This window comes from Catellatospora methionotrophica (genome assembly GCF_011297335.1).
Taxonomy (GTDB): Bacteria; Actinomycetota; Actinomycetes; order Mycobacteriales; family Micromonosporaceae; genus Catellatospora; species Catellatospora methionotrophica.
On record NZ_JAAOTJ010000014.1, the window covers coordinates 155,296 to 169,124 of the forward strand.

Genomic DNA, 13,829 nt, shown 5'->3' on the forward strand with positions numbered 1-13,829 from the left:
TCGCCGTCCCCTACCGCCGACACCGATTCTGGCGCGGGCCGCGCCGGTTAGTGGACCCAGGCCCGGGTGCGGTACAGGTAGGCCCTGAGCTCGCGCTCGTCGGGGTAGTCGGTCGCGGGGAAGTTGACGTACCAGGGGATCGCATCGTTGGCCGGGGACCGGAACTGCCAGCCACGGGTGGCCTTCTGCGCCGCGTGGGCCGAGCGCAGTGCCGTGGTGTCGCCGACCGGTGCGCCGAAGAAGTACTGCTGGGAGGTGTCGGCGACCGAGTCGCTGGCCTGCTGCTCGGCGTACATGACCTGCCGGTAGGTGATCCGGCCGGAGCCGTCGGGGTTGCGCAGGGTGTACCGCAGGGTGTCGGCCGGGAACCGGTCGTCACCGCGCGTGTACACGCGTACCTCGGGCTGGCCGGCGACGATGCTGGTGGTCTTGCTGATGCGCTCGCTGGTCGGTGACTGGCCGCCCAGGGTGACGGTACGCTTCGCCGGGTCCAGGGTCATGACGCGCGCGTAGCGCTGGGTCCCGCCGACAGGCGTGTCGATCTCCAGGAAGGCGTTCGCGCGGGGCGGGTCGAGCCGGATGGTCGGGTCCTCGGCACTGGACTGGTACCTCGTGCTCGGCCCCCAACTGATCTGGCCGCTGGGCAGGATCTCGCCGACGTGGTAGTACAGGTTCGCGAAGTTCTGTGATCGGTGGACCTCGATGAGCAGACCGTCCGGTCGCAGCGCGACAGCCGGGTTCCTGCCTTTGTCGTAGCGGCCGTGGGCGCGCCATTCGATCTTCTTGTCGGCGGCCCTGACCTGGCCGGTCCAGTACCAGAGGTTGTTGTCGCGGTCCGCGTGGACCTGGACGACCTGGCCCTTGGTGTTGACCGAGACGGCGGGGCCGACCCCGGTGTCGCGAAGGTAGGACACCCGTGACGTCTGGTTCCCGGACAACACGACCATGATCTTGTTTCGCAGTTCGCCCACCCTGCCGGGTTCGGTCTCGCGACCCTCGGCCCACACCAGCTTGTCCTCGAATGCGGCGGTGACCTTCTGGTTGAGTGTGCTCAGGTTGCCGTCGGCACTGTTGACCACGGCGGAGATGTTGCTCTTCAGGTCGAGCATGACCGTGATGGGGGCGTGTCCAGGGTTGTTGTCCGACCAGGAGCGGACCTGGTTCAGCCAGGGCGTCAGCAGGGCGGTCCGGGGGTTGGTTCCCTCCTTGTACACCTCGCTGTCGGGGCCCCAGTGGCCGATGCGGAAGTCGTGGTGCTTCGCGTACTCGTTGTTGTAGACGTCGAACTCCAGGAAGCGCACCCAGTTGTTCAACTGCTGCTCGATGGTGCCCCGGTGCATGCCGCCGAGGTCGCCGGAGTAGGAGTTGTGCGTGGACATGAAGACGGCCTGCCGGACGAGCAGGTTGTCGCCGAAGGCCAGGGCCGTCCGGGTCTGCGGGACGGGCGGGGCCGCAGCCGCCGTCGAGGGAAGGGCGGCCAGCACCGCCGCGATCGGCAGGGCCAGGGCGCGGCGGCGTACGCGGTTCGGGATCAGCACGGGTACCTCCCGGTCGGGGCGGGTGGACAGATCCACTAGACGCTCCGGCCGCAGGCGCGGACGATCCCCGGAAGTGATGATCCGCGTGGTGAGCACGGGGGCGGGGGGATGAGTGAATCGTTCATCCGCGATGCCGTTGGCGTGGCGTGGTTGCCGCCCTGATCGGCAGGGCATCGCGCCGCCGTACGTTAGCTGAGCTGTGCCAACGTAATGTCAGGTGGCTGTGCCCGGTGTCTCGGCCGGCAGACCGGACAGAGGCGCGGGCGAGGCTGAGGCTGTGCGGGAGACCGGGAGAGAGCGGCGCAAAGCCGCGGTTCGGCCTGTCGGCCGAACCGCGGCGTGAGATTCAGATGAGGCGTCAGTTGTCCCGGGATGTCCACCTCGCCGAGCCGATGGCAGGTGACCCAGCCGGCATGTTCGGTGTCGCCGCTGGTGCCCTTTCAGGCGATCTCCGACCCTTGTCGGGAACCAAGCACGGCCGGGGTCGGTCAGCGGGCTGGTTCGTCGCGGTCCACGATGGCCTGCTGCACCTCTTGCACGTAGCGGTCGCGGGTGCCGGCCAGCCGGTCCAGGGCGGCCAGCACGGCGGCGGTGCCGTCGGCGTCGACGAGGACCTCCACGCGGAGCCGGTCGGGGAATTCCTGTTCCCGCCGCAGTCCCCGGTAGATCTGCGGTCGCCGCGACGGGGTGCGCGCGTGTGCGTCGGATAGCACGATGGTGGAGGCGCCTGCGTCGAGCATGGCCTGCTCGAGTTCGTCGGCTCGCAGGTGCTGCGGGTCGATCATGCAGGTGACCAGTTGTACGCGCCCGGTGGGCAGAGCCTTGGCGGCGGTCACCGGTGCCGGTGCGACGCTGGTTCCCTGGGGCCGGGCGGTGCCGGGCAGCGCGGCCGGGCCGTCGAGGTGGTAGGCGTCCATGCCCTGCTGGACCTGGTCGAGGTTGTGCTCGTCGGCGGGGTCGGCCCGCAGGCCGATGGTCTTCTGCACGCCGGTGGCGATGAGCCAGGTCAGGCAGAACGAGAACACGACGACGGACAGCAGCGCGACGGCCTGGTCGCCGAGCAGTCCGGGTCCGCCGCCGGTGAGCAGGCCGTCGGCGCTGACCGGGTTGACGGCTCTGCTGGCGAAGAAGCCGACCAGCAGGGTGCCGAGCACGCCGCCGACGAAGTGCACGGCTACCACGTCGAGGGCGTCGTCGAAGCGGAACGTGAACTTGAGCCGCAGCGCCAGGTGGCAGACCAGTCCGGCGAGCGCACCGATGAGCAGGGCGGACAGGGTGGTGACGTACCCGGCGGCGGGGGTGATGGTGGCCAGGCCGGCGACCGCGCCGGTGACCGCGCCCAGCACGGTGGCGTGCCCGTCGATGGACTTTTCGATGATCAGCCAGACGATCATCCCGGCGGCGGCGGCGATATGCGTGTTGAGCAGGGCTTGGGCGGCGACGTCGTTGGCCTGCAGGCCGTCGCCGGCGTTGAAGCCGAACCAGCCGAACCACAGGATGCCTGCTCCGGCGATGGTCAGTGGCAGGTTGTGCGGCAGGCTGCCGGCGTGGGGCCAGCCGCGGCGGCGGCCGATGACGAGCAGTACGGCGAGCACGGCGGCTCCGGCGCTGGCGTGCACGACCATGCCGCCGGCCCAGTCCTGGGCGCCGAGCCGGGCCAGCCAGCCGCCGACGCCCCAGAGCCAGTGGGCGATGGGGGAGTAGACGAGCAGTGACCAGACCGCGACGAACGCGACCCAGCCGCCGAATTTCAGCCGGTCGGCGGTGGCCCCGGTGATCAGCGCGGGGGTGATGATCGCGAACATCATCTGGTACGCGACGAACGCCAGGGTGGGGATGGTGATCGCGCCGCTGACGATGTGGAACGCGGGGGCGGGGGAGGTGTCGCGGGCGCCGTGCAGCCCGAACAGTTCCAGGTCGCCGATGATTCCGCCCTGGTCGTTGCCGAAGGCCAGTGCGTAGCCGAGCAGGATCCATACGATGCTGACCACGCCGAGGGGGATGATGTTCTGCTGGAGCATGACCAGGGTGGTGCGGGTGCGGACCATGCCGGCGTAGAACAGGGCCAGGCCGGGTGTCATGAACAGCACGAGCGCGGCGCAGGTGAGCACCCACGCGGTGTCGCCGGGTTCGACGCCGGTTGCGGGCATGGCGGATGCTCCTTTGGCTCAGGCTTTCGGGTGTGTCCCGGCGATGACGCCGTCGTCGATGTGCCGGTGGTGCGGTATGGGCGTGAGGTCGCGTTTGGGGAGCAGGAACAGCCAGGTCGCGAACACGAACGGGGCGGTGAAGCTGGGGATGCCGATCGGGGCGAGGGCGGTGTTGAGCGCGGCCTGGACGAACACGGTGAACACCGTGCCCAGCAGCGCGTACAGCAGGACGGGCCAGGTGGGGTGGTAGAAGACGCAGCCGAGCGCGACGGCGGTGAGGACCGCGGAGAATCCGTACAGCCCGGCGGTGACGCTGGTGGCGTCGGCGCCGAGCCCGGCGGCCAGCAGCGTGGCGACGATGGTGCCGACGGCGGCCAGTGCGGCGGCCCAGCGCGAGTTGACGGCGAGCGCGACCAGGATGATCAGTCCGCTGACCCAGTTGTCGATGAGGAAGACCTGGGCGACACCTTTGAGCATGCTGGTGGCCAGGTCGGCGGCGGACATGTCCAGGCGGTCGCCGGAGACGGGCTTGGGCAGCATGGGCTGGGCCAGCGAGCTGATGCTGACCTTGCGGAACTGGTAGGCGGCGAGCATCAGAAACCAGGAGGTCAGCACGAACGGGAAGGTCAGGGCGGGCACCCGCCAGGTGTTGAACACGGTGGTCAGTGCCAGGGTGACCACCGTCGTCGTCGCCGCTCCGATGATCAGGTAGGTCCACATGAGCGGGGTGTTGTCGAGGAACGTGGGCACGGCCGCGCCGGTGAGCAGGGGGCTGAACCCGTAGAGGCCTTGGCGCAGGGAGGCGGTGTCGACGCGCAGTGCCATGGCGGTCAGCGTTCCTGCGATCAGGCCGACGACGGCGCCGATCGCGACCTGCGGCATCCGGGCGGCGATCGCGCCCCAGACGACGGCGAGCAGGATGAGAGCGCCCGTGATCGGGTTGTTCATGAACATGACCTGCCCGGCGCCGCGCAGGTTCGTGTCGATGAACGCCCGGGCCGGGTGTGCCGACCGGGCTGCTGTGGTGGTGCCCGTCATCGCCGGTGCCTTCCCGTCGGATCGGTTGTCGCTCAGCGCCAGCGGAAGTTGTCGGGAACCTCGTTGCCGGTCACCTCGCGGCGGACCACCGACCAGAACGCGCGGACCTGGGCGCGTACGGGTTCGGTCTCCATGCCGAGCACCTTGTAGATCAGTCCGGCGTCGTTGGGCAGCACGCTGATGCCGGTGGCGGTGCGGTCGTCGCCGGTTCCGGTGTGGCCGACGGGCGCCTGTGCCGCGACGCGGGCCGCGGTCTCGGGTGGGGTCATCAGGATCGCGTTGGCCAGCACGTGGTAGCCGCCCATGAGCCCGGGTGCGTCGACCGGCCAGGTGCCGGGTTCGATGACGAGGTTCTCGGCGAACAGTTCGCGGCCGTCGGGGCGTACGCCCTGGACGGCGGCGCTGTAGAGGCGGTAGGCGAAGATCTCGCCGTCGCGGTGGTGTTTGCGGCCGGGCAGCAGGATCTCGGCGTACAGGGCGGTGGCGTCGGCGGCCACGCACAGCCGGGTGCGGCTGGCGTAGCGGCTGTCGCGGTACGGAATGATCGGGTCGGGCAGGAACTCCAGGTAGCTGCCTGCGGCCAGGGTGATGTCCTGGACCATGGTCGCGTAGTTGGCGTCCATCTGCTGGATCTTGGTGGCGGCCTGGGTGGTGACGTGCGCCTGCGCCCCCGGGTCCAGGGTGATGTCGACGGCGTACCGGTCGCCCTGCAGGATCCCGCCGGAGGTCGAGATCATGAACACGCACGGCAGGTCCGGCATGCCCTCGTCGAAGTACAGCGCCTGCTGGACCAGCAGCGGTGCGCGCCGGTGCAGGTCGGCCAGGACGGTGCGCTCGCCCCGGCGGGCGAAGCCCAACCGCAGGTAGGCGTCCTTGCCCACCGCCCCGGCCGGCTGCTGCGCCGGCTGGTCCTGGTAATCGGCCAGCTGCGGCAGCCCGTCGAGCGGATGCCGCGGCGGGGCGGGGGCGGCGGTGCTCACGCGGGGACCGCCAGGTCGAACAGGGCGTCGCGGCGGATCAGCCCGATCAGGTCGTCGATGCCCTCGCCGGTCTTGCAGTTGGTGAACACGAACGGTTTCGTCCCGCGCATCAGGGCGGCGTCGTGCTCCATCACGGCCAGGCTCGCGCCGACGTGCGGGGCGAGGTCGGTCTTGTTGATGACGAGGATGTCGGACTTGGCGATGCCGGGCCCGTTCTTGCGCGGGATCTTGTCGCCGGCGGCGACGTCGATGACGTAGACGAAGAAGTCGACCAGGGCGGGACTGAACGTCAGGGTGAGGTTGTCGCCGCCGCTTTCGATGAGCACCACGTCGGTGTCGGGGAACCGCGACTCCATGTCCTCGACGGCGGCGAGGTTCATGCTCGGGTCCTCGCGCACCGCGGTGTGCGGGCACGCGCCGGTCTCCACACCGAGGATGCGGTCCTCGTGCAGCACGCCCTTGAGGGTGCGCTGGACGTGTTTGGCGTCCTCGGTGGTGACGATGTCGTTGGTCACCACGAGGATCTTCGTCCCGTCGGCGACCAGGCGCGGCACGATCGCTTCGATGATCGCGGTCTTTCCCGACCCGACGGGCCCGCCGATGCCGATACGGCTGATCTTCTTCACAGTCGCCTCCAGTGATCCGGTCAGTTCATGAACATGCGGACGTGGGCGCGCACGTGCACGGCGGCCAGCACGTCGACCTGCGGCGCGAAGCCGCTCATGTCGGCCAGCTCCCGCCCGCGAGCCGTCTGGTAGTCGCCGGCGCAGTGCCCGTTGACCTCGAACAGCACCTCCTGGGCGGCGAGGTGGTGCAGCGGCAGGAGCCGCACGGCGGCGCCGACCATGGTGGCGGCGAGGCTGTACTGGTGCATCGCGAACACGTCGGTCTCGGCCAGGCCGAGCGCCACGCCGCTCACCCCGAGACCGGCCGGGTAGCAGCCGGCGGTCTGCCCGGTGCTGATCCGCTCCAGCCACCCGTCGACCATCGGGCCGGGCACGATCCGCGCGGCGGCCTCGGCGAGTTTGCGTCCCGTACGCACTGTCATCGTGCGGGTCTCCTCGTTGAGTTTGCGCACGTACACGGCCCGGTCCGCCGCGGCCACCCCGTCGAGGTCGCCACGCAGGGCTGCCCGGTGGGCGTGCAGTACGGCGACCCCGTCGCCGGTGGCGGCATTGCGGGTCGCCGCGCGGACCCACCGCGACAGCGTGACCGCGTCGTGCACCGTCCCTTCGGCCAGCGCGGTCTCGACGCCGTTGGAGAACGAGAACCCGCCGACGGGGAACATCGAGTCGCCGAACTGCAGCGCCCGCAGCACCCCCGTGACCGCGGCCAGGCCCTCGGGGCCCTCAGCGAGGGTCGTCATGGGTGTGGGAGGCCTCTGCCGCACCGCCGAACAGTCGCCGTGCCTCGTGCGGCGCCAGGAACGGCGTCACCTCCGAACCGGGCACGAACTCGCATACCACCCCGGGCAGGTTGTGCGTCTTCATCACCGCCGATGTCACCTTCCGGTCGACCGTCAGCGGCACGAACACCCGCGAGCCCTTGATGACCGCCGGCCAGTGCTGGTTGCCCAGCGCGTGCCCCAGCTCCACGGCCGTGCGCGCCAGCTCCTGCGGCGCCAGGCCGTACAGCGGGGCGAGGTCGATCACCATCACCTCGCCGAGCTCGATGCGGGCCACCACCGCGGCGTTGCGGTCGGGATCCCAGCGCAGCACGTCCCCGTCGCGCAGCCGGGCGGCCCGGTCCAGCGACACCGCCACCTCCACCCCGCCGACGGTGGCCTTGCGCAGCCGGTTCTTCTGCGCCTCCCACTGGTCCAGCGCCAGCGTGTCCACGCTCGCCCCGGCCAGCCGTTCGCGCCAGTGCGGGTCCGCGGCATTGCCCAGCACCTGCTCGATGAGGGCCGTGCGCACGTCACTTGTGGTCATGGCTGCTCCGATCAGCTGAAGAAGTACATCTGGGCGAGCGAGACGGTCTCGGCCGGCGGCACGGTGGCGTGCTCGCCGTCGACCTTGACCGCGAACGTCTCCGGGTCGACCTCGATCCGGGGGGTGTTGCCGTTGCGGACCATGTCCCGTTTGGTCAGCGTCCGGGTCCGTTTCACCGGGATGACCTGCCGGCGCAGGTCCAGCCGCTCGGCGACGCCGGCGTCGAACCCGGCCTGCGAGACGAACGTCGCGCACGTGTCGGTCAGCGCGCCCCCGTACGCACCGAACATGGGCCGGTAGATGACCGGCTGCGGCGTCGGCAGCGACGCGTTCGGGTCGCCCATCAGCGCCCAGCTGATCATGCCGCCCTTGATGACCATCTTCGGCTTCGCGCCGAAGAACGCCGGCTCCCACAGCACCAGGTCGGCCATCTTGCCCGCCTCGACCGACCCGAGCACGTGCGAAACACCCTGGGTGATCGCCGGGTTGATGGTCACCTTCGCCACGTAGCGCAGCACCCTGAAGTTGTCGTTGCCCGCCGCGTCCTCGGGCAGGCTGCCCCGGGCGGCCTTCATCGCGTTGGCGGTCTGCAGCGCCCGCAGCCAGTTCTCGCCGACCCGGCCCATCGCCTGTGAATCGCTGGAGATCATCGAGATGACGCCCAGATCGTGCAGCACGCTCTCGGCCGCGATCGTCTCGGCCCGCACCCGGCTCTCGGCGAACGACACGTCCGAGGGGATCTTCGGGTTCAGGTTGTGGCAAACCATGATCATGTCGAAGAGTTCGGCCTGCGAGTTCACCCCGAACGGCAGCGTCGGGTTGGTCGAGCTGGGCAGTACGTTCAGCTCGCCGGCGACCTTCATGATGTCGGGGGCGTGCCCGCCGCCCGCGCCCTCGGTGTGGAAGGTGTGGATGGTGCGGCCCTCGAACGCCGCGATGGTGTCCTCCACGAACCCCGCTTCGTTCAGCGTGTCCGTATGGATGCTGACCTGCACGTCGAAGTCCTCGGCCACGCTCAGCGCGGCGCGGATCGCCGCCGGTGTCGTGCCCCAGTCCTCGTGGATCTTCAAGCCCGACGCGCCGGCCAGGATCTGCTCGACCAGCGGCGCCCGACCCGAGCAGTTGCCCTTGCCGAGGAAGCCCATGTTGATCGGCACGCCCTCGACCGAGCGCAGCATCCGCTCCAGGTTCCACACCCCGGAGGTGATCGTCGTGCCGTTGGTGCCGTCGGTCGGCCCCACACCGCCGCCCCACAGGGTCGTGACCCCGTTGCTCAGCGCCGCGTACGCCTGCTGCGGAGAGACGTAGTGCACGTGGGCGTCGAAACCGCCCGCGGTCAGGATCATGTGCTCGCCCGAGATGGCGTCGGTGGCCGGTCCGACCGCCAGTTCCGGCGTTACACCGTCCATGGTGGCCGGGTTGCCCGCCTTGCCGATTCCGACGATCTTGCCGTCCTTGATGCCGACGTCGGCCTTGACCACGCCCTGCACCGCGTCGATGATCACCACGTTGGTGATGACGACGTCGAGCGCGCCGCCGCTGCTGGTGAGCTGGTTGTCCAGGCCCATACCGTCGCGCAGCGTCTTGCCGCCGCCGTAGACGGCCTCGTCGCCCAGCACCCGCAGGTCGCGCTCGACCTCGACATACAGGTTCGTGTCGCCGAGGCGGATCTTGTCGCCGACGGTCGGGCCGAACAGGTCGGTGTACTGCTGGCGCGAGATCCGGCTCATCGGCCCGCCTCCTTGTCCTTCGCCGCGGCGGCCGTTCCGGTGGCCGCGTCCTTGCCGGTGGTGGCGGAGGGCCGGTTCTTGAAGCCGCGCAGCGCGGCCCGCTCGCCCGCCAGCGCCTGGTCAGGGTTGTAGCCGGGCGTCGGTCCGTGTCCGGTCCAGCCCTGCACCAGGCCGTTGAATCCGAACACCCGCTGCTTGCCGGCGAAGGGCACCAGGTCGACGGTCTTCTTGTCGCCGGGCTCGAAGCGCACCGCGGTGGTCGCCGGGATGTCCAGCCGCTTGCCGTACGCGGCGGCGCGGTCGAACTCCAGCATCCGGTTCGCCTCGTAGAAGTGAAAGTGCGAGCCGACCTGCACCGGCCGGTCCCCGGTGTTGTAGACCTCGACGGTGGTCACCGGGCGGCCCGCGTTCAGCTCCAGATCACCGGCGGCGAGCACATAGCCGCCGATCGGGCGTATCCGCTTGTGCTGCGTCTGCTCATGTCCGCCGGCGGCAGGGTGCGCCTGCGTCTTGACGGGCTTGTCCTTGGCCATCGTTCCCCCATGCGAGTGCCGGCCGTCGACGGGCCGGGCTGAGCGGTCACTGGATCGGGCTGTGCACGGTCACCAGGCGACTGCCGTCGGCGAACACCGCTTCGACCTGGATGAACGGCACCATGTCGGCGACTCCGTCCATCACGTCGTCCCTGGACAGCGCGCTACGGGCTTCGGTCATCACCTGCTCGACCGTCTTGCCCTCGCGGGCACCCTCCAGAGCCGCGGCCGAGATGAGAGCCACCGCCTCCGGATGATTGAGCTTGAGACCGCGGCCCTTGCGGTCCTGTGCCACGCGCGCCACCATCAAGATCGTCAACTTGTCCAGTTCCCGCGGTGTCAAATACATCCCGCACTCCTTCACGCCAACCGCCAAGCCGCAGCCCGCTTGCCGTCGATGAACGGAAAGCGAGCCGCGCCCACATTGCCCCAAGCTATCCGTTTCTCCGGTTATTTGCGCTGAAACAACTCATTCCGGGGCCTGGTCGCCTCGTGGGCCGAACTCGCCTCCCCGGCAGGTCACCTCGGACGCCCGTACCGTGCTGGGGTTCTGACAGAAAGATCTCCGTGTCTGTACTGGTGATCCGCCCGCCTGCTGCCGATCATCCGATCCAGGACCACCGCAATGTTCACGGAAGACCACTGTTGGCGGTATTCCCTCTCATAAATGGATCAATAGGATCTGTCTATGCGTTGTGCGAGCTGCGGCCAGACCAACAGCGACCCGTCCCGTTCCACGTGCGCCCGCTGCGGCGCGCCGCTGTCGGCCGGGCAATTCGAGCCGGTGGCCGAATCCCTGCCGGTCGCCGCCTCGCACCCCGACTTGCTGACGCCGACGTCCGCCGGCGGCCCGAACGGACGCCGCTCCCGGGCGCGCACACCCGTCCTGGTGACGCTCATCGTCGTGGCCGGCGTCGTCGCCACGGTGTGGCTGTGGCGCGACGGGGGCGGCACGCCGGACGCTCAGTCGACCACCGCCCCGTCTGCCGCCGCGAGTGCGTCGCCCATCTTCTCCCCGCCGCCCGCGCCCATGCCCGGTCCCGACCCCGCCGTGCAGGCCCGTGAACTGGACCGGCTGCTCGACTACAGCGTGACCAGCCGCACCCGCCTCATCTCCGCGAACGGCCGGGTGGGCGGGTGCTCCGGGGTTGCCCGAGCCGTCGACGACCTGGTCCGAGTCGGCGACGAGCGCCGCGACCAGCTTCGGCGGCTCGACGCGCTCGACCTGTCGGAGCTGCCCGACGGCGCGCGGCTGCGCCAGTCGCTGCGCCGGGCGCTGGAACTGTCGTTGCAGGCCGACGAGCAGTACGTCGTCTGGGGCAAGTCGGTGGTCGGGTACGGGTGCGGGTCGGGCGCGAACGATAACGCCCGCAAGCAGGGCGACGCCTACTCCCGCTCGGCGGGCGTGCACAAGTCCGACTTCCTGGCGATGTGGAACCCCGTGGCCGACCGGTTCGGATTGCGGCAACGCGATCGCGAGCACATCTGACCCGGTCAGAACGGCCAGTACCGGGTCACGATGTCGGTGGCGCGGGCCAGCGTCTCGGCGAGGTCGGTGCCGCTGGTCACGAGCGCCTTGAGCCGGTCCAGCCCGCGCTGGACCCGGCCCTGGTTCGGAGTGCCGTTGCCCAGCTCGCCGGTGATGGCGTCCAGCTCGTCGCGCGCGGTGTCGCGATCGGACAGCTCGTCGAGCCGCTCCTCGATCTTCCGGAGCAGCTCCTGCAGCTCCTGGTACCTTTCCGCCGACTCGGCGCTTCGGAAGTTGTACTGGTTGAACGTGCCGCCCGTGCTGGCGATGGCGGCCTGCGCGTGCGGATGGACGGTGGTGTGGAAGACCTGCTGCGGCCGTGCGGGTTCAGTCATCGATGGGCGCTCCTGTTCAGGACTGATGCTGCTGGAAGATGCCGCCGGTGCTGGCGACGGCGACCTGGCCGCCGAACACGGTGGTGTGGAAGTTCTGCACCTGGGCGATGCGCTGCGCGAACTCGGCGGTGTCGTAGCCGTTCTCGGACAGGAAGCCCAGTACCGCGTCGCCGGCCGCCCGCTCGATCAGCTTGGCGTACTTGGCCGCGTCGAGCTCCTGCAGGTGCTTGACGATCAGCGGGTCGGCCGCCAGCTCCCGGACGCTGCGCCGCGCACCGTAGTCGCGGATGCGCAGGTCGCGCTCGGTGCGCGGGGAGCGGTACATGCGCCAGTGGGTGAGCGCCATGCGCCAGGCCAGCCGCCCGGCCCGCCAGCCGGACGCCGCGACGTCGGCGGGGAAGTCCCGGAGGGTGTCCAGCAGGGCGCGGGTCGCGACCCGTTCCGGTCGCAGGGTGTCGCCGAGCTGGTAGCGGTCCTGGATCGGCGGCAGCACAGCGGAGACGAACTCGGTGTAAAGCATGCCTCCCTCCACCGCCACGTGGACGAACGCCGAGACCGTGATGCCGAGCTCCTGGGCCCGGACGAGCAGCCGGCCGTCGGCGTCCTGGACGTCGTTGCCGACTCCGGTGACCAGAACCCGCTCGTAGTAACGCAGGCCGGACTGCGGCTGGCGCTTGACGGCCTCCACCACCTCGTCGGACGCCGTCGAGTAGGGCACGCAGTTCACCGGTTCGAGCAGCGGGTCGGTGAGCGTCCGTACGCCGTCGGCGACCAGGTACTCCATCTGGTGCGCGTTGGGCAGGCGGGCCCCGTACGGCAGGGCGGGGTCGTTCATGGCCGTCACGGAGTCCTTGAGCCGCTGGTAGATGCGCGGGCCGACATCGGCGGCGATCGGCGCGTCGCTGCCGGGGTCGGCGGGCCGCAGGATGAGCGCGAAGCTCCAGCCGTACTTGAGCCGGGACCCGCTGCCGAGGAACGGCTCGCTCTGCTGGACGGTGATGTTGCCGTACTGGGCTGCGGCGACGGTGTTCACGCGGCGCACGATGCGCTCGTTGGGCAGGTCAGGCCGCGACGGCGGGGCGTCGAGGGCCAGCTCCTCGCTGATCACCCGGTACGCCTTGACCCGGAAACTCCACAGCAGGCCGAGGCAGGCCGCAGTGAGCGCGAACGGTGCGATCCGGCCGATGGCAGCCTGCGCCTGCACCGCGTACCCCAGCAGGTCTGATTCGACGGCGAAGCGCAGCAGGTCCTCGACCAGGCCGGCGAGCGGCGACGGCTCCTGCGGCGACGGCGTCAGCGGCGAGCGCGGCGACGGCGTGGAGGCCGGCGCGGTGTCGGCCAGCAGGGTCAGCGGCAGCAGCAGCGCGTTGGGCAGGCAGCACAGCGCGATGAGGCCGCCGGCCAGATACATTCCCAGCCGCCGCAGGCGCTGTGGAGTCACGGTCCGCGACCAGCGGACCCCGAGGATGGTGTATCCCAGCGAGAGGAAGGACATGGTCGCCAGCGGGGCCAGGCACAGCCCGGCGACGACCAGTGCCGCGATGGTGAGGTGGCGGGCCAGCAGCAGCCGCCGGGCGCGGAAGCAGTGCCGGATGACCGGGTCCAGGTCGAAGCCGAACGAGGGGGCCACGGCGCGGTGCTCGTCCTCGACTGTCTCGGCGATCACCTGGTGGGCGAAGTCCTGGTCGACGTACGGCGCTGCGCACAGGTGGCGGGTGTCGTCGGTGAGCCGCCGGGGCGGGTGGTAGGTGGGAAAGCCGAACGGGCGGGCGGGGCTGGACTGGCTGGGGACCGACATGACCTCGCCTAGGGATCGGGATGTGAGCGGTCACTCTACCTATGTCGATCTTGGCTGGCCCATGCGCCTTCACGTCGATGAATGGATCCTCATGTGCGTTTGGTGACGACGTGGGTGCACTGTGCGGTCGTCGGCGCGGGCAGTGGCTGGCACGACACGGCCAGGTGTCGGCGACGGGTGGGCGTCCGGCGTCATCCGGACGACCGACCCGACGATCGATCCGCGTCGCGGCAAGACCTGAATGCTCGTACAGGCCGGCGTTCGCCAC

General features: G+C 70.1%; 13 protein-coding genes. 1 reads left to right on the top strand and 12 read right to left on the bottom strand.

Annotation, left to right across the window (positions count from 1 at the left end):
- Positions 1-47: 47 nt before the first annotated feature.
- From HAV40_RS26900 to HAV40_RS26945, 10 genes are all read right to left on the bottom strand, one after another.
- On the bottom strand, positions 48-1,538 hold the full coding sequence (locus HAV40_RS26900) for a PI-PLC domain-containing protein (RefSeq protein ID WP_166385976.1): 1,491 nt from the start codon (positions 1,536-1,538) through the stop codon (positions 48-50).
- Between the two features lie 488 nt (positions 1,539-2,026).
- A complete protein-coding gene (locus HAV40_RS26905) occupies positions 2,027-3,688 on the bottom strand; it encodes an ammonium transporter (RefSeq protein ID WP_166385978.1) in 1,662 nt (553 codons plus the stop codon).
- An 18-nt stretch (positions 3,689-3,706) separates the two neighbouring features.
- A complete protein-coding gene (gene yut, locus HAV40_RS26910) occupies positions 3,707-4,726 on the bottom strand; it encodes an urea transporter (RefSeq protein WP_166385980.1) in 1,020 nt (339 codons plus the stop codon).
- 32 nt (positions 4,727-4,758) lie between these two features.
- Complete coding sequence (locus tag HAV40_RS26915; RefSeq protein ID WP_166385982.1) at positions 4,759-5,706, bottom strand: urease accessory protein UreD; 948 nt, start codon at positions 5,704-5,706, stop codon at positions 4,759-4,761.
- Entirely contained in the window at positions 5,703-6,332 is a 630-nt protein-coding gene (ureG, locus tag HAV40_RS26920; RefSeq protein ID WP_166385984.1) for an urease accessory protein UreG, read from the bottom strand. Before ureG ends, HAV40_RS26915 begins: the two co-directional genes overlap by 4 nt.
- Positions 6,333-6,352: 20 nt before the next feature.
- On the bottom strand, positions 6,353-7,072 hold the full coding sequence (locus HAV40_RS26925; protein WP_239086957.1) for an urease accessory protein UreF: 720 nt from the start codon (positions 7,070-7,072) through the stop codon (positions 6,353-6,355).
- Positions 7,056-7,637: an urease accessory protein UreE gene (locus HAV40_RS26930; protein WP_166385986.1), complete on the bottom strand. Its 582-nt coding sequence runs from the start codon at positions 7,635-7,637 to the stop codon at positions 7,056-7,058. The genes HAV40_RS26925 and HAV40_RS26930 overlap by 17 nt, the downstream gene beginning before the upstream one ends.
- A gap of 11 nt (positions 7,638-7,648) precedes the next feature.
- Positions 7,649-9,367 carry an urease subunit alpha gene (locus HAV40_RS26935; RefSeq protein ID WP_166385988.1) on the bottom strand — a complete coding sequence of 573 codons (1,719 nt, stop codon included), beginning with the start codon at positions 9,365-9,367 and terminating at the stop codon, positions 7,649-7,651.
- On the bottom strand, positions 9,364-9,900 hold the full coding sequence (locus tag HAV40_RS39285) for an urease subunit beta (RefSeq protein ID WP_166385990.1): 537 nt from the start codon (positions 9,898-9,900) through the stop codon (positions 9,364-9,366). Before HAV40_RS39285 ends, HAV40_RS26935 begins: the two co-directional genes overlap by 4 nt.
- 46 nt (positions 9,901-9,946) lie before the next feature.
- Positions 9,947-10,249, bottom strand: a complete 303-nt coding sequence (locus tag HAV40_RS26945) for an urease subunit gamma (RefSeq protein WP_166385992.1) — start codon at positions 10,247-10,249, stop codon at positions 9,947-9,949.
- A gap of 339 nt (positions 10,250-10,588) precedes the next feature.
- On the opposite strand from HAV40_RS26945, the gene HAV40_RS26950 reads away from it, so the two are divergent.
- Complete coding sequence (locus HAV40_RS26950) at positions 10,589-11,389, top strand: hypothetical protein (protein WP_166385994.1); 801 nt, start codon at positions 10,589-10,591, stop codon at positions 11,387-11,389.
- Between the two features lie 5 nt (positions 11,390-11,394).
- On the opposite strand, the gene HAV40_RS26955 is transcribed toward HAV40_RS26950, so the two are convergent.
- Positions 11,395-11,763 carry a DUF5955 family protein gene (locus HAV40_RS26955; protein WP_166385996.1) on the bottom strand — a complete coding sequence of 123 codons (369 nt, stop codon included), beginning with the start codon at positions 11,761-11,763 and terminating at the stop codon, positions 11,395-11,397.
- A 16-nt stretch (positions 11,764-11,779) separates the two neighbouring features.
- Positions 11,780-13,561 carry a hypothetical protein gene (locus tag HAV40_RS26960; protein WP_166385998.1) on the bottom strand — a complete coding sequence of 594 codons (1,782 nt, stop codon included), beginning with the start codon at positions 13,559-13,561 and terminating at the stop codon, positions 11,780-11,782.
- Between the last annotated feature and the right edge of the window lie 268 nt (positions 13,562-13,829).